This window comes from Clostridium sp. MCC345 (genome assembly GCF_018785345.1).
Taxonomy (GTDB): domain Bacteria; phylum Bacillota; class Clostridia; order Lachnospirales; family Anaerotignaceae; genus Anaerotignum_A; species Anaerotignum_A faecicola.
On the sequence record NZ_WQPP01000017.1, the window covers coordinates 61,954 to 76,883 of the forward strand.

Annotated in this window: 18 protein-coding genes; 4 read left to right on the top strand and 14 right to left on the bottom strand. The window is 48.9% G+C overall.

What is annotated here, in order from left to right; genetic code table 11:
* Position 1: 1 nt before the first annotated feature.
* The 4 genes from spoVAC to GPK49_RS04425 form a co-directional block, all read right to left on the bottom strand.
* On the bottom strand, positions 2-454 hold the full coding sequence (gene spoVAC, locus GPK49_RS04410; protein ID WP_318283833.1) for a stage V sporulation protein AC: 453 nt from the start codon (positions 452-454) through the stop codon (positions 2-4).
* A gap of 24 nt (positions 455-478) precedes the next feature.
* Positions 479-904 carry a stage V sporulation protein AB gene (locus GPK49_RS04415; RefSeq protein WP_016407987.1) on the bottom strand — a complete coding sequence of 142 codons (426 nt, stop codon included), beginning with the start codon at positions 902-904 and terminating at the stop codon, positions 479-481.
* On the bottom strand, positions 904-1,518 hold the full coding sequence (locus tag GPK49_RS04420; protein ID WP_215676864.1) for a stage V sporulation protein AA: 615 nt from the start codon (positions 1,516-1,518) through the stop codon (positions 904-906). The genes GPK49_RS04415 and GPK49_RS04420 overlap by 1 nt, the downstream gene beginning before the upstream one ends.
* Positions 1,519-1,801: 283 nt before the next feature.
* Positions 1,802-2,485, bottom strand: a complete 684-nt coding sequence (locus GPK49_RS04425) for an MgtC/SapB family protein (RefSeq protein WP_016407989.1) — start codon at positions 2,483-2,485, stop codon at positions 1,802-1,804.
* 165 nt (positions 2,486-2,650) lie between these two features.
* On the opposite strand from GPK49_RS04425, the gene GPK49_RS04430 reads away from it, so the two are divergent.
* Entirely contained in the window at positions 2,651-4,276 is a 1,626-nt protein-coding gene (locus GPK49_RS04430; RefSeq protein ID WP_016407990.1) for a DEAD/DEAH box helicase, read from the top strand.
* 29 nt (positions 4,277-4,305) lie between these two features.
* Here the strand turns inward: GPK49_RS04430 and GPK49_RS04435 are convergent, their stop codons facing one another.
* Positions 4,306-4,560 (bottom strand): helix-turn-helix domain-containing protein, encoded by a 255-nt coding sequence (locus GPK49_RS04435; RefSeq protein ID WP_215676865.1) that lies wholly within the window; start codon positions 4,558-4,560, stop codon positions 4,306-4,308.
* A gap of 157 nt (positions 4,561-4,717) precedes the next feature.
* Between GPK49_RS04435 and GPK49_RS04440 the strand changes: the two genes are divergently transcribed.
* Complete coding sequence (locus GPK49_RS04440; protein ID WP_215676866.1) at positions 4,718-5,143, top strand: hypothetical protein; 426 nt, start codon at positions 4,718-4,720, stop codon at positions 5,141-5,143.
* Positions 5,144-5,188: 45 nt separating this feature from the next.
* On the opposite strand, the gene GPK49_RS04445 is transcribed toward GPK49_RS04440, so the two are convergent.
* Genes GPK49_RS04445 through GPK49_RS04465 form a run of 5 tightly spaced genes read right to left on the bottom strand, consistent with a single transcriptional unit; the run spans position 5,189 to position 10,390 of the window.
* Positions 5,189-6,226, bottom strand: a complete 1,038-nt coding sequence (locus tag GPK49_RS04445; protein WP_215676867.1) for a hypothetical protein — start codon at positions 6,224-6,226, stop codon at positions 5,189-5,191.
* A 2-nt stretch (positions 6,227-6,228) separates the two neighbouring features.
* On the bottom strand, positions 6,229-7,827 hold the full coding sequence (locus tag GPK49_RS04450; protein WP_016407995.1) for an MBOAT family O-acyltransferase: 1,599 nt from the start codon (positions 7,825-7,827) through the stop codon (positions 6,229-6,231).
* 30 nt (positions 7,828-7,857) lie between these two features.
* Positions 7,858-8,085, bottom strand: a complete 228-nt coding sequence (locus GPK49_RS04455) for an acyl carrier protein (protein WP_016407996.1) — start codon at positions 8,083-8,085, stop codon at positions 7,858-7,860.
* A gap of 21 nt (positions 8,086-8,106) precedes the next feature.
* Entirely contained in the window at positions 8,107-8,889 is a 783-nt protein-coding gene (locus GPK49_RS04460) for a GNAT family N-acetyltransferase (protein ID WP_215676868.1), read from the bottom strand.
* Positions 8,864-10,390 (bottom strand): amino acid adenylation domain-containing protein, encoded by a 1,527-nt coding sequence (locus GPK49_RS04465; protein WP_215676869.1) that lies wholly within the window; start codon positions 10,388-10,390, stop codon positions 8,864-8,866. The genes GPK49_RS04460 and GPK49_RS04465 overlap by 26 nt, the downstream gene beginning before the upstream one ends.
* A gap of 479 nt (positions 10,391-10,869) precedes the next feature.
* Between GPK49_RS04465 and GPK49_RS04470 the strand changes: the two genes are divergently transcribed.
* Together GPK49_RS04470 and GPK49_RS04475 are read left to right on the top strand one after the other, a co-directional pair.
* On the top strand, positions 10,870-11,349 hold the full coding sequence (locus tag GPK49_RS04470; RefSeq protein WP_118579215.1) for a YbaK/EbsC family protein: 480 nt from the start codon (positions 10,870-10,872) through the stop codon (positions 11,347-11,349).
* Between the two features lie 45 nt (positions 11,350-11,394).
* Complete coding sequence (locus GPK49_RS04475) at positions 11,395-11,841, top strand: RrF2 family transcriptional regulator (protein WP_215676870.1); 447 nt, start codon at positions 11,395-11,397, stop codon at positions 11,839-11,841.
* Positions 11,842-11,935: 94 nt separating this feature from the next.
* On the opposite strand, the gene GPK49_RS04480 is transcribed toward GPK49_RS04475, so the two are convergent.
* Genes GPK49_RS04480 through hisA form a run of 4 tightly spaced genes read right to left on the bottom strand, consistent with a single transcriptional unit; the run spans position 11,936 to position 14,919 of the window.
* Positions 11,936-12,769 carry a histidinol-phosphatase gene (locus tag GPK49_RS04480; RefSeq protein ID WP_215676871.1) on the bottom strand — a complete coding sequence of 278 codons (834 nt, stop codon included), beginning with the start codon at positions 12,767-12,769 and terminating at the stop codon, positions 11,936-11,938.
* Complete coding sequence (gene hisIE / locus GPK49_RS04485) at positions 12,766-13,416, bottom strand: bifunctional phosphoribosyl-AMP cyclohydrolase/phosphoribosyl-ATP diphosphatase HisIE (RefSeq protein WP_215676872.1); 651 nt, start codon at positions 13,414-13,416, stop codon at positions 12,766-12,768. The genes GPK49_RS04480 and hisIE overlap by 4 nt, the downstream gene beginning before the upstream one ends.
* A 22-nt stretch (positions 13,417-13,438) precedes the next feature.
* On the bottom strand, positions 13,439-14,197 hold the full coding sequence (gene hisF, locus GPK49_RS04490; protein WP_016408003.1) for an imidazole glycerol phosphate synthase subunit HisF: 759 nt from the start codon (positions 14,195-14,197) through the stop codon (positions 13,439-13,441).
* Positions 14,194-14,919, bottom strand: coding sequence for a 1-(5-phosphoribosyl)-5-[(5-phosphoribosylamino)methylideneamino]imidazole-4-carboxamide isomerase (gene hisA / locus GPK49_RS04495; RefSeq protein WP_215676873.1), 726 nt, complete (start codon positions 14,917-14,919; stop codon positions 14,194-14,196). The genes hisF and hisA overlap by 4 nt, the downstream gene beginning before the upstream one ends.
* Between the last annotated feature and the right edge of the window lie 11 nt (positions 14,920-14,930).

Sequence of the window (14,930 nt, forward strand, 5' to 3'; positions counted from 1 at the left end):
CTCACACCACCCTTACCAGATAATAAATCAGCCCGACCGCCATAGAGGTCAGCGTGCCGTAAACAATGACAGGGCCTGCGACAATAAACATTTTCGCCGCCATGCCGAATACCATCCCCTCCTTTTTGAACTCAATCGCAGGGGAAACAACGGAATTGGCAAAGCCCGTAATCGGCACAATCGTGCCTGCGCCGCAGAATTTTCCCAGCTTTTCATACAAACCGAAGGCAGTCAGCACCGCAGAAATTCCAATCAGCGTGATGGAAACCCAGAGTGCCGCATCCGTTTCGGAAATCCCCTTTTTCGTATAAAGCATCAGCAACGCCTGCCCCAGAACACAAATCAGACCACCCGAAATAAACGCTTTCACGCAGTTGCTCAGAATCGGACTGTTGGGCGAAGCCTTTTTTACCATTGCATCATAGCTTTGCTGTGCCTGCTTGGATGTATCCAATCAAATCACCCCTTTTCAATAGCTTTAAAGCACATAAAATCCGTCCACCAGAAAATACACCAGAGAGCCGCACACCTTCCCCAGCGCAAACGCAAGAATGAGCCACGGCAGACCCTTTGTCAGCCTTGTGCGCCGCAGCAGAATCGGAATGACATTCAGCACCTCTGTCAGTGCCATTGCAAGCACCCCCACGAAAATCCCCGTGCAGAGCGCATAGCAGCCCGGAAGCAGCGGCACAGAGGGCAGACGATACCTGATAAACATTGCCGTTGTCCCCCAGATTCCCCCAAGCACAATGGCATCCTCATAGACGCGGATGAACCGCTGTGTTTCCGTCCGCTTTGCCATGCGCGGCACAATGCCGATGGCAGCGATAAAGGCAAATGTGCCTGCCGCTACCATGCAGCCGGAGGTCAGCCCCAAAAATATCAGATAAATCGTTTTCAGCATCATGCGCCCCCCTTACGGCGGTTCAGATGGTCAATCACGCTGGCGTTGGTTTCCTTCTCGTAGGTCGTCATTTCAATTTCAATGGGGGTCGGGTCCTGCGTGAGCGTGATTTTTGAAAAATGGTTGAAGAAAACGATAATGCCAAGCCCCAGACCAATGCTGTAGGGAATGGAAAGCAGCTTCGGCACCTCCTTGCTTTCCTCAAAAAAGAGATAATACATATTTTCAAAAATCAGCGGCAGCTGTGTATCCGAATGAAAGCACATAATCGTTGTGGAGGCTCCCACGAACAGCACCAGAGAAACAAACGCCACCTTCGTCCAGACCCAGAGCAGATTGCGCCCCTCTGCCTGCGGCAGATATTCAATCAGGATATCCATTTCCCCGACGTTGTTCACTGTTGCATCGGGGTATTTCCGATTGAGCGCCTGTATCAAATCCACCACAGAGAGGAGATACGTCTTTTTTCGCTCCTCCGGAATCCGAAAAACCACAAGCCGCTCTGCCTCGCCTGCCGTCTGTCCGCTCAGAAAAACCTCCGCAACGTCGCGCAGAAGCACCTCTCGCTTCCCCACAAGCTGCACCTTTTCCGCAGGCTTAATATAAATATCCATTTCACCCCGCCTTTCCCATCTGTTTTGGTTAGTATGGCAGGGTTTTGGGAAAGTATGCAGGCTTTCGGGCAATAAAAAAACCGAATGCTCCTAAAGGTGCGCCCAAATAAGAAACCTTGAATTCTGAAATGCTGAAAGCTGCGGCTATTGCGTCAGTTCCCCTTGACAGCCTAAGTCAAAGGATGTCTGCGGGAAACTTCCTTGTATCCGCAAACTTTCAGCTATTTCATTTTCTTCACGTTTTCTTATTGGAACACACCTAAACACTCGGTTCTCTTTCTCATTATAAGCGGAACGCCTTAATTTTTTCATCCTCCGCGAAGATATCTGCCAAATCCGTACAGGTGATGGCATGCTCACGGCTGACATCCAGTATCACCTTTACCGTCCCATCCGGATTCTTTTCCATCTCAATATGATGAATAAAAATATTGCGGTTTTTCAGCTGTGCCTTCAACGCCTCCAAGCCATTCGGCATATTTTCGTAGGTAATGCTGAAGGTATCACGGACAGGGCCGTCCAGCTTGCGCAGCTTTCCGCGCGCGAACACCTGAATCAGCATAATCAGCGCGGTGGAGAAAATCCCGATTGCATACATCCCTGCGCCAATCGCAAGCCCAACCCCTGCCATCGACCATAGTCCTGCCGCCGTTGTCAGCCCTTTAATAGAAACATCGCGCACGAAGATAACCCCTGCCCCAAGGAAGGAAATCCCCGTAATGACATTTGCTGCCACACGAGAGCCATCCACCCGTATTCCGGGCGTATCCAAAATATCCGTAAAGCCGTATTTGGAAACAATCATCAGAAGTGCAGCACCAACTGCAACAATAATATGCGTCCGCAAACCTGCCTCCTTGCGCATACGGCTGCGCTCAAAGCCGATGATGCCGCCGCACAGTGCCGCAATCGCGATACGCAGCATATACTCCAGTTCGTCTATATGTGCATGAAAAAATACTGTCATCCTCATCCCCCCTATCGCTATTTTATTATTGTACCATAAATTCTGCGCATAAAAAAGCCGAAACCCCGCAGAATCCCTTGATAAATCAAGAAAAATCGCTTGCAATCCCTGCATTTTCCTGTTATTATAAAAATCTATGGCTTTAATTTGAGAAAGGAAGAAAACATGGAACACTTAAGATTTGAAGATATGAATATTTCCAACGAAATCTGCCGCGCAGTGCTGGATATGGGCTTTGAAGAAGCAACCCCCATCCAGAGCCAGGCGATTCCCGTTATTTTAGAAGGCAAGGACATCATCGGACAGTCTCAGACAGGGACAGGCAAAACCGCCGCTTTCGGAATTCCCCTTCTGGAACGCATTAACCCTGAGGACAGACGCTTGCAGGCGCTCATCCTCTGCCCCACCAGAGAGCTGGCGATTCAGGTAAGCGAGGAATTCCGCAAGCTGCTGAAATATAAGGACAACATCCGCGTTCTGCCCATTTACGGCGGACAGCCTATCGACAGGCAGATTGCCGCACTGAGAAAAGGCACACAGGTTGTCATCGGTACACCCGGGCGCGTGATGGATCACATGAGAAGAAGAACCATCAAGGCAGAAACCGTACAGATGATGGTTCTGGATGAAGCGGACGAAATGCTGGATATGGGCTTCCGCGAAGATATCGAAACCATTCTGGTGAAAATTCCGGAGGAGCATCAGACACTGCTCTTCTCCGCAACACTTTCCCCCGAAATTCTGGATATCACAAAGCGGTTCCAGAAGAACCCCGAATTTATCAAAATCGTACGCAAGGAGCTGACCGTTCCTAATATCGAGCAATATTATTTTGACGTAAAGGAAAAAACAAAGCTGGATGCCCTCTGCCGCATCATTGATGTGTATGACCCCAAGCTGGCAATGGTATTCTGCAATACTAAAAAACGCGTGGATGATTTAGTGGAAATGCTGCAGGGACGCGGCTATTTCGCAGAAGGGCTGCATGGCGACCTCAAGCAGGCACAGCGTGATAAGGTCATGCAGAAATTCCGCAACGGCACGATTGAAATTCTGGTTGCGACAGATGTTGCCGCAAGAGGGATTGACGTTGACGATATTGATGTGGTATTCAACTATGATGTACCGCAGGATGAGGAATATTATGTACACCGCATTGGGCGTACAGGGCGTGCAGGCAAGGCAGGCAAGGCATTTACCTTCTGCGTCGGCAAGGAAATCTACAAGCTGCGCGACATCATGCGCTACACCAAAACGAAGATTCAGCAGCAAAAACTGCCTACCCTCAGCGATGTAGAGGAAATGAAAACCAATATTTATCTTGAAAAAATCAAGGGTATCATTGAGGAAGGACATCTGACGAAATATATCCACCTCGTTGACCGCCTGATGGAGGAGGATTACACCAGCATTGACATTGCGGCGGCGTTATTGAAGGATCATCTTTCTGATGTCAATGCAGATGATATTGATGCACTGGATGATATCAATCTGGGCGGCACGGAGCTTTACGGCGGCGAAGGCGAAAAAATGGTACGCCTGTTCATCAATGCCGGCAAAAAAAGCAAAATCCGCGCGAAGGATATCGTGGGTGCGATTGCGAATGAGGCAGGTATTCCGGGGAAAACACTGGGTGAAATTGCCATTTTTGATGAATACACCTTTGTGGATGTGCCGAACGAATTTGTCAGAGATATTTTGCATGGCATGAAGCACGCAAAAATCAAGGGCAAGCGGGTGCATATCGAAATTGCAAAAAAAGAAAAAACCTACGGGAAAAAGAGAAAATGATAGAAAAAAGGAGCCAAAAGGCTCCTTTTTTATTGTTCTTCCATATGATCCTCAAAGGAATATTCGTTCAGCTCTTCAAAATCCAGAAACTCTGCCAAGGTCATGTTAAAAGCATTGGCAACCTTGTGCATCGTCCTTACATTCGGGTTCTTCGATAACCCACGCATAATGTTGTCCAGCGTGGATTGGCTCACGCCGCTCATTGTTGCAAGCCTGTTAATGGAAATGCCCCGTTCTTCGCAAAGCGTTCGTATTCGTTTTCTGTAAATCTCCGAGTAGTCCATGATTATCGCCTCGTTATCATCATTACCCATATATAGGTTGATATGATAATAACAACAAAATAATTGCACCTTACCCGAATTTGGGTTGACTTATGAAATAAAGAAGATTTACAATAGAGTTACCCGTATATGGGTAATATTATTTTGAGGTGAGTTTATGTCTGTCTGTACATTCTTTGGGCATCGCGACTGCCCATCCTCCATAGAGCCAAATCTGAAGCAAGCCCTCATCCATCTGATTGATGCGCAGTCCGTTGATACCTTCTATGTCGGCAATCATGGCGCATTTGATGCAATGGTGCGTTCCACTCTGGCGGAACTCATGCAGGACTACCCCCACATTCGCTGTGCGGTGGTGCTTGCCTATCTCCCCACAAAAAAGCTTGCGTATCCCTTTCCTTCCCTTCTGCCCGATGGCATTGAAGCCGCTCCGAAACGTTTCGCCATTTCCTACCGCAACAAATGGATGCTGAAACAATCGCATTTCGTTGTGACCTATATCACGCATGATTGGGGCGGCGCAGCGCAATTCGCAAGCCTTGCCAAAAAGCAGAAGAAAACAGTCCTCAATCTCACCAAATAAAAAAGAACGGTGTCCTTCCCCACGGGAAAAGCATCGTTCTCTTTTTTATTCCTGTAAGCCTGTTTTCTCGGCGTATTCCTTGAAATCCGCGTTCCATTCCGCGCTGATTGCGGCATCCTCTCTATGGTCTGGCAGGTTATACTGCGCATCGAGCCAAGCGCCAAGCCAACGGGAAAGCTTGATTGTCCCCGTGAGGTTCATGTGTCCCTGATCATAATAATCAACCTGCGGGTCTAAGCCAAGCTGTTCTCTGTATTCCGCTCTGTCCAGATCCAGATAGGTTACACCCTGCGCCGCAGCAAAACCCTCCAGTGCCTCGCTCTGCGCATACGTCCAGCTCATTTTCGGCAGATGCAGCAGCAGAACGGGAATATTCTTTTCCTTGCAAAGCGCGATGGATTTTTCAATATAGTCCTTTGCGCTCTCGTCAAAGGAGGCAGTTTCCCCTGTCGGCTCCATGAAGTTTTCGGGGTAGGCCTGCGGCGCAATCTCTCTAAGATAAACATTTCCCTTCTTAAAGGAATGCTCCAGCAGGGGCTCCGGCTTATCCTCCGCCAGATTGATTTCCTTCCAGCGGTCATGGTAGCGCATCAGCGGAAAGGCATAGGACAGCATGGACTGCGATTCATCCGCAGCTGTCACCTCTTTGATAATATCCAGCTTATATTTCGACATCTTCATGCCGTCCAGTCCACGGCGTAAATCCCCTTCCCGCTCTGCATAATCGTAATCCGAAAAGATATTATCGCAGAGCAGAACTACCAGCTCGGGATTCTGATATTTCAGCGACTCCGCCAAAAGTCCATAGCTGACAGAGGGTGCCTGCAATGCCGACGCGCGGACATAGCCCGTAAAGCCATGCTCCTGCCACATCACCATCGGAGATACCCCACGCAGAAGCGGACTGCTCCCGACATACAGCACATCTATCGTATCCTCCGGTTCACTGTAAAAGGCATGAATTTCATTGGATTCATCATCATGCCGCATCAGCAAATCCGTCGCATTGCCAAAGAGCATGGAGAAAACCACCACAAATGCAACACATCTTACCATAATTTTCAAACACTCTTTCCTATTCATACTCAGAACCCCCTGTAAATAAAGTCAGCGGCGTTATAATTCAAGCCATACACGCCAAAAAGAATCAGGGAGAACAAGGCACCCAGATAAATCACCCAACGGAAATAGAGGTTCTGCTTCGCGAGGGTCTCTCTTACTCTGATGCCGCTTTCCTGCATCAGGCTGACAGAAAGCAGAACCAGACAGGACAGGAACAGCACCCATAAATCCTTCACATCCAGACCCATCGTCAAAAGTCCGCCCTCAAGCAGGACATCCGTATTCCAGTTCTTTACCATGGAGGTAATCATATATTTCGCTGCGGAAACGCCGGGTGCGCGCGTGATAATCTTGCCGATTGCAACCAGAATCAGCGTGCGAAGCACCTGAAAAATCCGCCAGCTGATGCAGTCCGTGCGAATCGCCAGCCTTTTCACCAGCTTTTGCAAGGGCTGTTCAAAGAGAATACCAAGCACGATGAGCGTACCGTTATAGCAGCCGAAGGCGATATATTTCCATTCTGCCCCATGCCAGATACCGATGAGGAAGAATATGATAAACTGCGGAATCAGCACGGGAATCAGCTTGCCGATATAATTCCCGAAAATCCCTCTGCATTTCTTCCCCAGACGGGAAAAGAATTTCGACAGGGACAAGGGATAGAACACATAATCCCGAAACCATGCGCCGAGCGTCATGTGCCATCTGCGCCAATAATCGGGAATTGAGGTTGCCAGATAGGGGCGTTCAAAGTTTTTATCCAGCGTTACGCCAAAAATTTGCGCCGCACCTGTTGCAATATCAATCCCGCCGGAAAAATCGCCGTAAATCTGGATGGCGTACGCCAACGCCGCTGCCGCAACATAGGTGCCGCCGAAGGTTTCGGGAAAGCCAAACGCATTATCCACCAGAACCGCCGCTCTATCCGCGATGACCATTTTCTTGAACGCACCCCAGAGCATCAGCTGTACGCCGAACTTGATGCGTGTATAGGAAAATTCATTCGCGCGGAACAGCTGCTCCGCCAATGTGCCGAAGCGAGAAATAGGCCCCTGCACAATCTGAGGGAAAAAGGAAATAAACAGCGCCAGCTTGCAAAAGTTCCGCTCCGGCTCCTGCTTTTCTCTGTAAACATCAATCAGATACCCCATGGATTGAAAGGTATAGAAGGAAATGCCCAAGGGCAGAAGAAACCGAAAAACGGGCAGCTCCGTCCCAATGCCGATTTTTGCAAACAGCAGATTCAGGTTTTCTGTCACAAAGCCGGAATATTTCAGCACTGCCAGAATCCCAAAGTTGAACAACAGGGTCGGGATGAGAATCCGCTTCTTTTTCTTTGCAAAGGCGGCTTTCCATGCCTTTTTGCCCTCTTTATCCAATTCCGCCTTTGCCTCGTTAAAGGCAATCTTGTTTTTCGCCGCCATATCCCCGATTTTCACCGTTGCCAGATATGTAGTCACCGTGGTTGCCAGCAGATAAATAAAAATCCGCCCACCGGAAATAAAATAAAATACATAGTTAGCAACAAAAAGCGTTACCCATCGGCAACGCTTCGGTGTCAGGAAATATGCTGCGGCAGCCAGTACAAGAAAAACGATAAATCGAAATGATGTAAATGCCATACCGCTTTACTCCTCCATAATTCTTATTGATTAGTCCTCCTGCAATCTCTGCACCAATGCCCAGATTGCTTCTACAGAGTTAAAGTTTTCGGGAACAATTTCATCTGCGCCGATTTCGATATCGTATTCATCGCACAGCTCGCCTACCAGAGAAACAATATCGAAGGAATCCAGCTCGCCGCTGTCAACCAATTCCTTGTTCTCCTCAAAATCTACGTCAGGTCTCAGTTCTGCCAGAATTTTCAGTAATGTTTCCATGTTTCATTTCCTTTCTCTCTCTTACTTTTTCATCATCACCGGAGCGATTCTGCCGTCCGGCAAAAAGCCCGATGCTTCATACATCCTTAACGCAGAAGGGTTATCCTCCCGCACCCAAAGCTGAAATTTTGCAGCCTCATCTCTCTCTATGACAAGCCAATCCTGCACCAGACCGCTTCCAATGCCCTTTCCTCTGCCATCCAGCGCAACCGCAATCTGCCAGAGGACGGATACCTTCTTTTCTCTGCCGAAGCGCAGAAAACCAAGAAGCTTCTCCCCCTCCCTTGCCGCAAGCACACGGTTTTCACGGATATCCTGCCGCAGGGTGTCCAAATCGGGCAAAGCCGAGGTATACGGCTCAAAGGACTGCTGCATCAACGCGAGAATTGTTTCCGCTTCTTCTTCTTTTGCAAAGGAAGGTACGCGTTCTGTTTTTTCCACATTCCTTGCGGAAAGAAAGAGCCGTTTTCGCTGCAAATAGCGCACAAAGCCGATTTCCTCCCATTCTGCCAAATCAGGCGGTGCTTTCGTCACGCCGACCTGCTCCAGAAGTACAGACTTGTCAAACACAGGGATTTGTTCCGCCTTTCTCCCCTGCTCCAGAAAGAAATACAGGTCAATCTGCTTTTCCTTTTCATGGAACAGATAACAGCCGCCGTCAAATTTCAGTTCGGAAAGCCACTGCAACTGCGGAAGGAATTCCTCCGCCGCAGCGTAAAAATTTGTCCGCATTCCTTTGGAACGATACTGAGCGATTGCATCTACCCAGCTTTTTCCATCAGGTATTTTGCTTATCGTTATCATAATACTCCTTTAAAGCCAATCTGTCTATCTTTCCATTCAAAGTCTGGGGAATTTTTTCCAATTTTAACATCAGATTCGGGAACATATATTTCGGCACCTTATCGCGCAGGCATTTCAGAATATATGCCTGTGTCATTTCCTCCGTGCCGCAGTAGAACAGCAGAATCCGCTGTGTTCCTTCGTCATAAAGGCAAACGCCCGTTTCAATCCCCTCAATGGAATTGACAGCTGTTTCAATCTCGCCCAGCTCAATGCGGTGTCCCATGTGCTTAATCTGATGATCCTTCCTTGCCAGAAAGACGATTTCGCCCCGTTCATTATATTTCACAATATCTCCCGTTTTATAAATTTTTTCGGGATAATACGGATTCAAAGGGTTCTGGATAAAGGCTTCTGCCGTTTTTTCGGGGTTATTATAATAGCCAAGCGCAAGGCATCTGCCACGCACGCAAAGCTCACCGCTTTCCCCCTCTGCCGCAAGCCTGTCCCCATTCAAAATGAATACATCCGTATTGCGGCAGCCATAGCCGATTGGCAGAGGCTCATCATCCGCAAATTCCCTGTCTACAATATAATAGGTGCAGTCCACCGTTGTTTCCGTCGGGCCATAGATATTCGCAAACATAGCATCGGGATATTTTTCTCTCCACTGATTGAACTGCTTGGTCGGCATTGCCTCGCCGCAGAACATAATCTTCTTCAGATAGGAGGGTTGGAAATTCTCCAGCGCCCCTGTATTCACCACAATACACAGTGCAGAAGGCACCCAGTCGATATAGTTAATCTGCTTTTCCTCCAGATATTCCAGAAGCTTTTTCGGGAAGGAAAAAAGCATCTTCGGGATAATTTCCATCTGCGCGCCCGTTTTCAGCACCGCGTACAAATCCTTTACAGAGGAATCAAAATAAAACGGTGCCTGATTGCCGATGATTTCCGCATCGGAAATGGAAAACGCTTCGGTGTACCATTCCGTCAGATTCACAACAGCTTGGTGGCTGATGACAACGCCCTTGGGTACCCCTGTTGAGCCGCTGGTAAAAAGCGCATACAGAGGGTCTGTATCAATCACAGAGCGGCGGATTTTCCGCAAAAGTGCATCATCAATTTCCGTTTCCAGAAGCTCCTCCAGAACGATGATTTCCCCCTCATAGCCCAGATGATTTGCCGCCTTTCGGCTTTTTTCATCAATCAGAAGCACCTGCGGCTGTAAGGTATGCAGAATAGAAAGCACACGCTCCTTCGGCATGGTCACATCAATGGGCGTATAGAAATTGCCGCTGTAGACCGCACCCAGAAATGCCGCCACAGAAACAGGCGTTTTCTGCATCATCACCGCGATTGGGCAGCTTCTGCCGCCGAATCGTGTCAGGTATGTGCCGATGCGCTTTGCCGTCTCCTCCAGCTCTGCAAAGGTAATCGTCCCCTCCGCACCGGAAAAAGCGATTTTATCAGGCAGGCGTTTCGCCGTCTTCTCCAGATATTCCAGTATATTTCGAATCATATTCATTCCTCGATTCTTATTCCATATTAAATCAAGTTTGAGTATAGCATCTGAAAATTCCTTCGTCAAGAATGAGAACACAAAATCCGTCTTCTGTTTCCCCGAAAAAAATTATACCTAATAAAAAGCCCTCCAAAAAATAAAAAGCCCTCTTATACGGGGATATAAAAGGGCCTTTCCTTGTATCATCATCGCTTCGTCTTTCGCATGGTTAGGAATTCTTAAAGACTTTGCATAACAATACCGATGCAATCGCTTTGCTTTGCAATCACGCCATAAGCAAAGTTTAAAAATATTTTACCATAGGTTTCTTAAAAAAACAACCACTTTTTCTTTTCCTTGTTTTCCTAGTATTTTGCTTGCATAAAGGCTGCTTTTCTGCTATGCTGAGTATGAATAGAAACCATTCGGAGAAATTTCCCCGATAAAATAGCAAAAAGAAACAAAATGAAACAAAAAGGAAACAAAGGAGAGGTACCATGTCTATCGAAAAAGTAAGAGCATATCTGAAGAATATGAACTGCCCCAAGGAGGTTATTGAATTTGAGCAATCCAGCGCAACCGTTGAGCTGGCGGCACAGGCAGCAGGCGTTATCCCTGCACGCATCACAAAAACGCTTTGTCTGATGAGCAAGGAGGGCCCCATCGTTATCTGTGTTGCAGGCGATACCAAGATTGATAACCGCAAATTCAAGGATACCTTTGGTCTAAAGGCAAAAATGCTCTCTCCTGAAGAAACCCTAGAAGCAACCGGTCATGCTGTCGGCGGTGTCTGTCCCTTCGCATTGCCCGAAGGCACAAAGGCTTATGCCGATATCTCTATGAAGCGCTTTGATACCGTATTCCCTGCGGCAGGCAGCAGCAATTCCGCAATCGAGCTGACCTGCGATGAGCTTTATCATTACGGCAACTGCGTAGAATGGGTCGATATCTGCAAGGGCTGGCAGGAAGAAGCGTAACATCATACCCACCGAAATCATACGAAAGACGAGCGAGGTGACCTTATGAAGATTTCAACAAGAGGCCGTTACGGCATCCGTCTGATGCTTGCACTGGCTTTGAATTACAACAATGGCACGATTCCCTTAAAGACAATCGCCAAGGATCAGGGTATTTCCGAAAAATATCTGGAACAGATTATCAACCCACTGACCAAGTCCGGTCTGGTAAAAAGCTTCCGTGGCGCACAGGGCGGCTATACGCTGACCAATCCTCCCGAAGCAACCACCGTCGGCGAGATACTGCGTGTGCTGGAAGGCTCTCTGTCCCCTGTGGACTGTGTTGACCATCCCAACTGCGCCAATTCCGACCACTGCGTTTCCCTTTCCATCTGGAAGAAAATGAAGGTGGCACTGGATGAGGTTGTAGATAATATCACTCTGGCAGATATGGCGGCAGAATATGCCGAAAAAAATCCCGATGTGGCGGCAAAGTTCCGCTGTAACGGCTGAAAACATCAAAGCTTCATCAAAAATAAAATGCTGTTTGCAGATTTTCCTTTGCAGACAGCATTTTTTAATTCCTCTTTTATAATAATTTAAGTTCCTATAATAATTTAAACTCCTCCCAGCCGTCCTTTTTCAGCACCAGAACAGAGTCAAAGCCTATCTCCTTCGCCGCCTGCGCCACCTCGGCAAAACGGAAGCCAAGAGAAGCCCCGTTATGGCTGTCACTGGAAAGCAGTATTTTCCCCCTTCGCTCCTTCAAATCACGCAGAAGCTGCAAGGAGGGATACGGCTCCGTCCGCAGACCGCGATACATACCGCCGGTATTGATTTCAAACGGCCTTCCTGTTTCCAAAAGGGCATCCATTGCGGAAAGCGCCGCCGTTCTGTAACGTTTATCCATGGGGTCAAAGTAACGGCTGCCCTCGTTGAATTTCGTCACAAGGTCAAAATGTCCGATAAAGGTCGCATTTGTTCGGGAGACTACCTCCGCCTCTATCTCAAAGAACCGCTTCGTCAGCGCATATACATCACCGCCGAAGCCCTCGCGGATGCCCTGCTCCAGCACCTCAGGGCTTTCGTCCACGCAGTAATACATCCCGTTCTTCTCCACATAATGCACAGAGCCAATCACATAATCAAAGCCCTCTGTCAGCGCAGTCGAACAGGCATCCTGCTCCACGCCGCAGAGAATTTCAATCTTATCCTGATACTTTTCCGCAAGGGCGCGCACCTCCGCCTGATATTTCGGCACATCCTCCGGACGCATGCACCAGACCTCCTGATCCTCCGGGCGGAAATCATTGAACCCATGCCCCGAAAAGCCAAGGCGCGTAAAGCCCTTCGCAATCGCCGCCTGCACCATCTGCTCCGCCGTTTCCTTCCCGTCGCAGTAGGTGGTGTGGGTATGAAAATTCATGTTCGGAAATCTCATTTTGTCATCTTCTCCTGCTTTACCTTATGGTCAATGATGTGTCTCTTTGCCAGCTCCTTGCGGATATCCGCAAGGGAAATCCCCTGCTCTGTCATCAGCACCATCACATGGTACGTCAAATCCGCAATTTCATAAATCGTTTCGGCTCTGTCCTCCGCCTTTGCCGCAATGATAACCTCAGTACATTCCTCGCCGACCTTTTTCAGAATCTTATCCAAGCCCTTTTCAAAAAGGTAGGTCGTATAAGAGCCTTCGGGCTTTTCCTTTTTTCTGCCCTCCAGCATTTCCATCAAGCCATCCACCGAGAAGGACTGATACGCAGGATTCAGATACACGAAATCGGAGAAGCAGGATTCTGTCCCCAGATGGCAGGCAGGGCCTTCCTTCACAACCTCAACCGTCAGCGCGTCCCTGTCGCAGTCCGCCGTAATGGAGACAATATGCTGCACATTGCCGCTCGTTTCGCCCTTGCGCCAAAGCTCCTGACGAGAGCGCGACCAAAAGCAGGTTCTGCCCTCCTTCATGCTGATGGCAAGGCTTTCCTTGTTCATATATGCCACGGTCAAAACCTTTTTGCTGTAGGTATCCACTACAACCGCAGGAATCAACCCTTTTTCATCAAAACGCAATTCATCTATGTTTACCACGGTTTTCTCTCCCTTCCTTCTCTTATCTGCGGACGATAATGCCCTCCGCCGCAAGCCGTTCCTTCAATGCGGAAATTTCCACCTCACCGAAATGGAAGATGGATGCCGCAAGCCCTGCATCAATATCGGGAATTTCCCGGAACAGCGTCACAAAATCCTCGATACAGCCTGCGCCGCCCGATGCAATCACGGGCACATTCACCAAAGCGCAGACCTCCTTCAGCAGCTCTAAATCAAACCCCTGCTTCACGCCGTCCGTATCAATGCTGTTGACAACCACCTCGCCTGCGCCCATTTCGACGCAGCGCGCAATCCAAGGCAATGCCTCCATGCCGGTGTTTTCTCTGCCGCCCTTGGCAAATACCATGAATTTCCCATCCACGCGCTTCACATCCACAGAAAGCACCACACACTGATTGCCGTATTTCTGCGCCGCCTCGCGAATCAGCTCAGGGTTTCTGATTGCGCCGCTGTTCACGCTCACCTTATCCGCGCCGCATTTCAGCACGCGGTCAAAGTCCTCCAGGGTGTTGATGCCGCCGCCAACCGTCAGCGGAATGAAGATATTCTGCGCCACCTCTGTCAGGATATCGGTGAACAGCACCCTGCCCTCCGCCGATGCCGTAATGTCATAAAACACCAATTCATCTGCGCCGCAGTCGCTGTAGTATTTCCCTAGCTCCACAGGAGAGGAAACATCCGAAAGCCCTTCAAACTTGACCCCCTTGACTACTCTGCCATCCTTGACATCCAGACAGGGGATGATTCTTTTTGTAATCATTCGTTTCCCTCCTTTGTGAGTGTCACGGCAGCCGCGAGGTCAATATTGCCCGTATAAAGTGCCTTGCCGAGAATCGCGCCATAAAGCTTCATCTCCGCAAGTTTTTTCACATCATCCAGCGTAGTTACACCGCCGCTTGCAACGATATCCACCTTGCATTTTTCGGAAAGCTGTCGATATAATTCCAGATTCGTGCCGGAAAGCAGACCATCCTTGGAAATATCCGTGCAGATAATCGTTTTCACGCCGATTTTCTGCAGCTTTTCGCAGAAGGCAAAGCAGCTTTCCTCGGAAACCTCTGTCCAGCCCTTGATGGCAACCCTTCCATCCTTGATATCTACGCCGACCGCGATTTTCTCACCGTATTTCCGCACCATTTCCTCCAGAAAGGCAGGGTTCTGCACCGCCGCTGTCCCCAGAATCACACGGAATACGCCTGCATCCAGATAGGTCTTGATGACTTCCTCGGAACGGATGCCGCCGCCGACCTCAACCAGAAGCCCGCTTTCCCTCACAATCGTGCGGATGGTTTCCAGATTAGGCGTACCGCCGTTCTTCGCGCCCTCCAAATCAACCACATGGAGATATTTCGCCCCTGCCGCCGCAAAGGAGCGCGCTACTGCCGCAGGATTCTCGCTGTATATCGTTTTCTGTGCATAATCGCCCTTCACCAGGCGCACCGCACAGCCGTCAATCAAATCAATCGCAGGAAATAATTCCATCGAATCCTTCC

Excerpts from the sequence above, each read along its gene's own strand:
- GPK49_RS04415 (WP_016407987.1), bottom strand. The coding sequence starts at position 904 with ATGCTGAAAACGATTTATCTGATATTTTTGGGGCTGACCTCCGGCTGC.
- GPK49_RS04420 (WP_215676864.1), bottom strand. The coding sequence starts at position 1,518 with ATGGATATTTATATTAAGCCTGCGGAAAAGGTGCAGCTTGTGGGGAAG.
- GPK49_RS04425 (WP_016407989.1), bottom strand. The coding sequence starts at position 2,485 with ATGACAGTATTTTTTCATGCACATATAGACGAACTGGAGTATATGCTG.
- GPK49_RS04430 (WP_016407990.1), top strand. The coding sequence starts at position 2,651 with ATGGAACACTTAAGATTTGAAGATATGAATATTTCCAACGAAATCTGC.
- GPK49_RS04435 (WP_215676865.1), bottom strand. The coding sequence starts at position 4,560 with ATGGACTACTCGGAGATTTACAGAAAACGAATACGAACGCTTTGCGAA.
- GPK49_RS04440 (WP_215676866.1), top strand. The coding sequence starts at position 4,718 with ATGTCTGTCTGTACATTCTTTGGGCATCGCGACTGCCCATCCTCCATA.
- GPK49_RS04445 (WP_215676867.1), bottom strand. The coding sequence starts at position 6,226 with ATGAATAGGAAAGAGTGTTTGAAAATTATGGTAAGATGTGTTGCATTT.
- GPK49_RS04450 (WP_016407995.1), bottom strand. The coding sequence starts at position 7,827 with ATGGCATTTACATCATTTCGATTTATCGTTTTTCTTGTACTGGCTGCC.
- GPK49_RS04455 (WP_016407996.1), bottom strand. The coding sequence starts at position 8,085 with ATGGAAACATTACTGAAAATTCTGGCAGAACTGAGACCTGACGTAGAT.
- GPK49_RS04460 (WP_215676868.1), bottom strand. The coding sequence starts at position 8,889 with ATGATAACGATAAGCAAAATACCTGATGGAAAAAGCTGGGTAGATGCA.
- GPK49_RS04465 (WP_215676869.1), bottom strand. The coding sequence starts at position 10,390 with ATGATTCGAAATATACTGGAATATCTGGAGAAGACGGCGAAACGCCTG.
- GPK49_RS04470 (WP_118579215.1), top strand. The coding sequence starts at position 10,870 with ATGTCTATCGAAAAAGTAAGAGCATATCTGAAGAATATGAACTGCCCC.
- GPK49_RS04475 (WP_215676870.1), top strand. The coding sequence starts at position 11,395 with ATGAAGATTTCAACAAGAGGCCGTTACGGCATCCGTCTGATGCTTGCA.
- GPK49_RS04480 (WP_215676871.1), bottom strand. The coding sequence starts at position 12,769 with ATGAGATTTCCGAACATGAATTTTCATACCCACACCACCTACTGCGAC.
- hisF (WP_016408003.1), bottom strand. The coding sequence starts at position 14,197 with ATGATTACAAAAAGAATCATCCCCTGTCTGGATGTCAAGGATGGCAGA.
- hisA (WP_215676873.1), bottom strand. The coding sequence starts at position 14,919 with ATGGAATTATTTCCTGCGATTGATTTGATTGACGGCTGTGCGGTGCGC.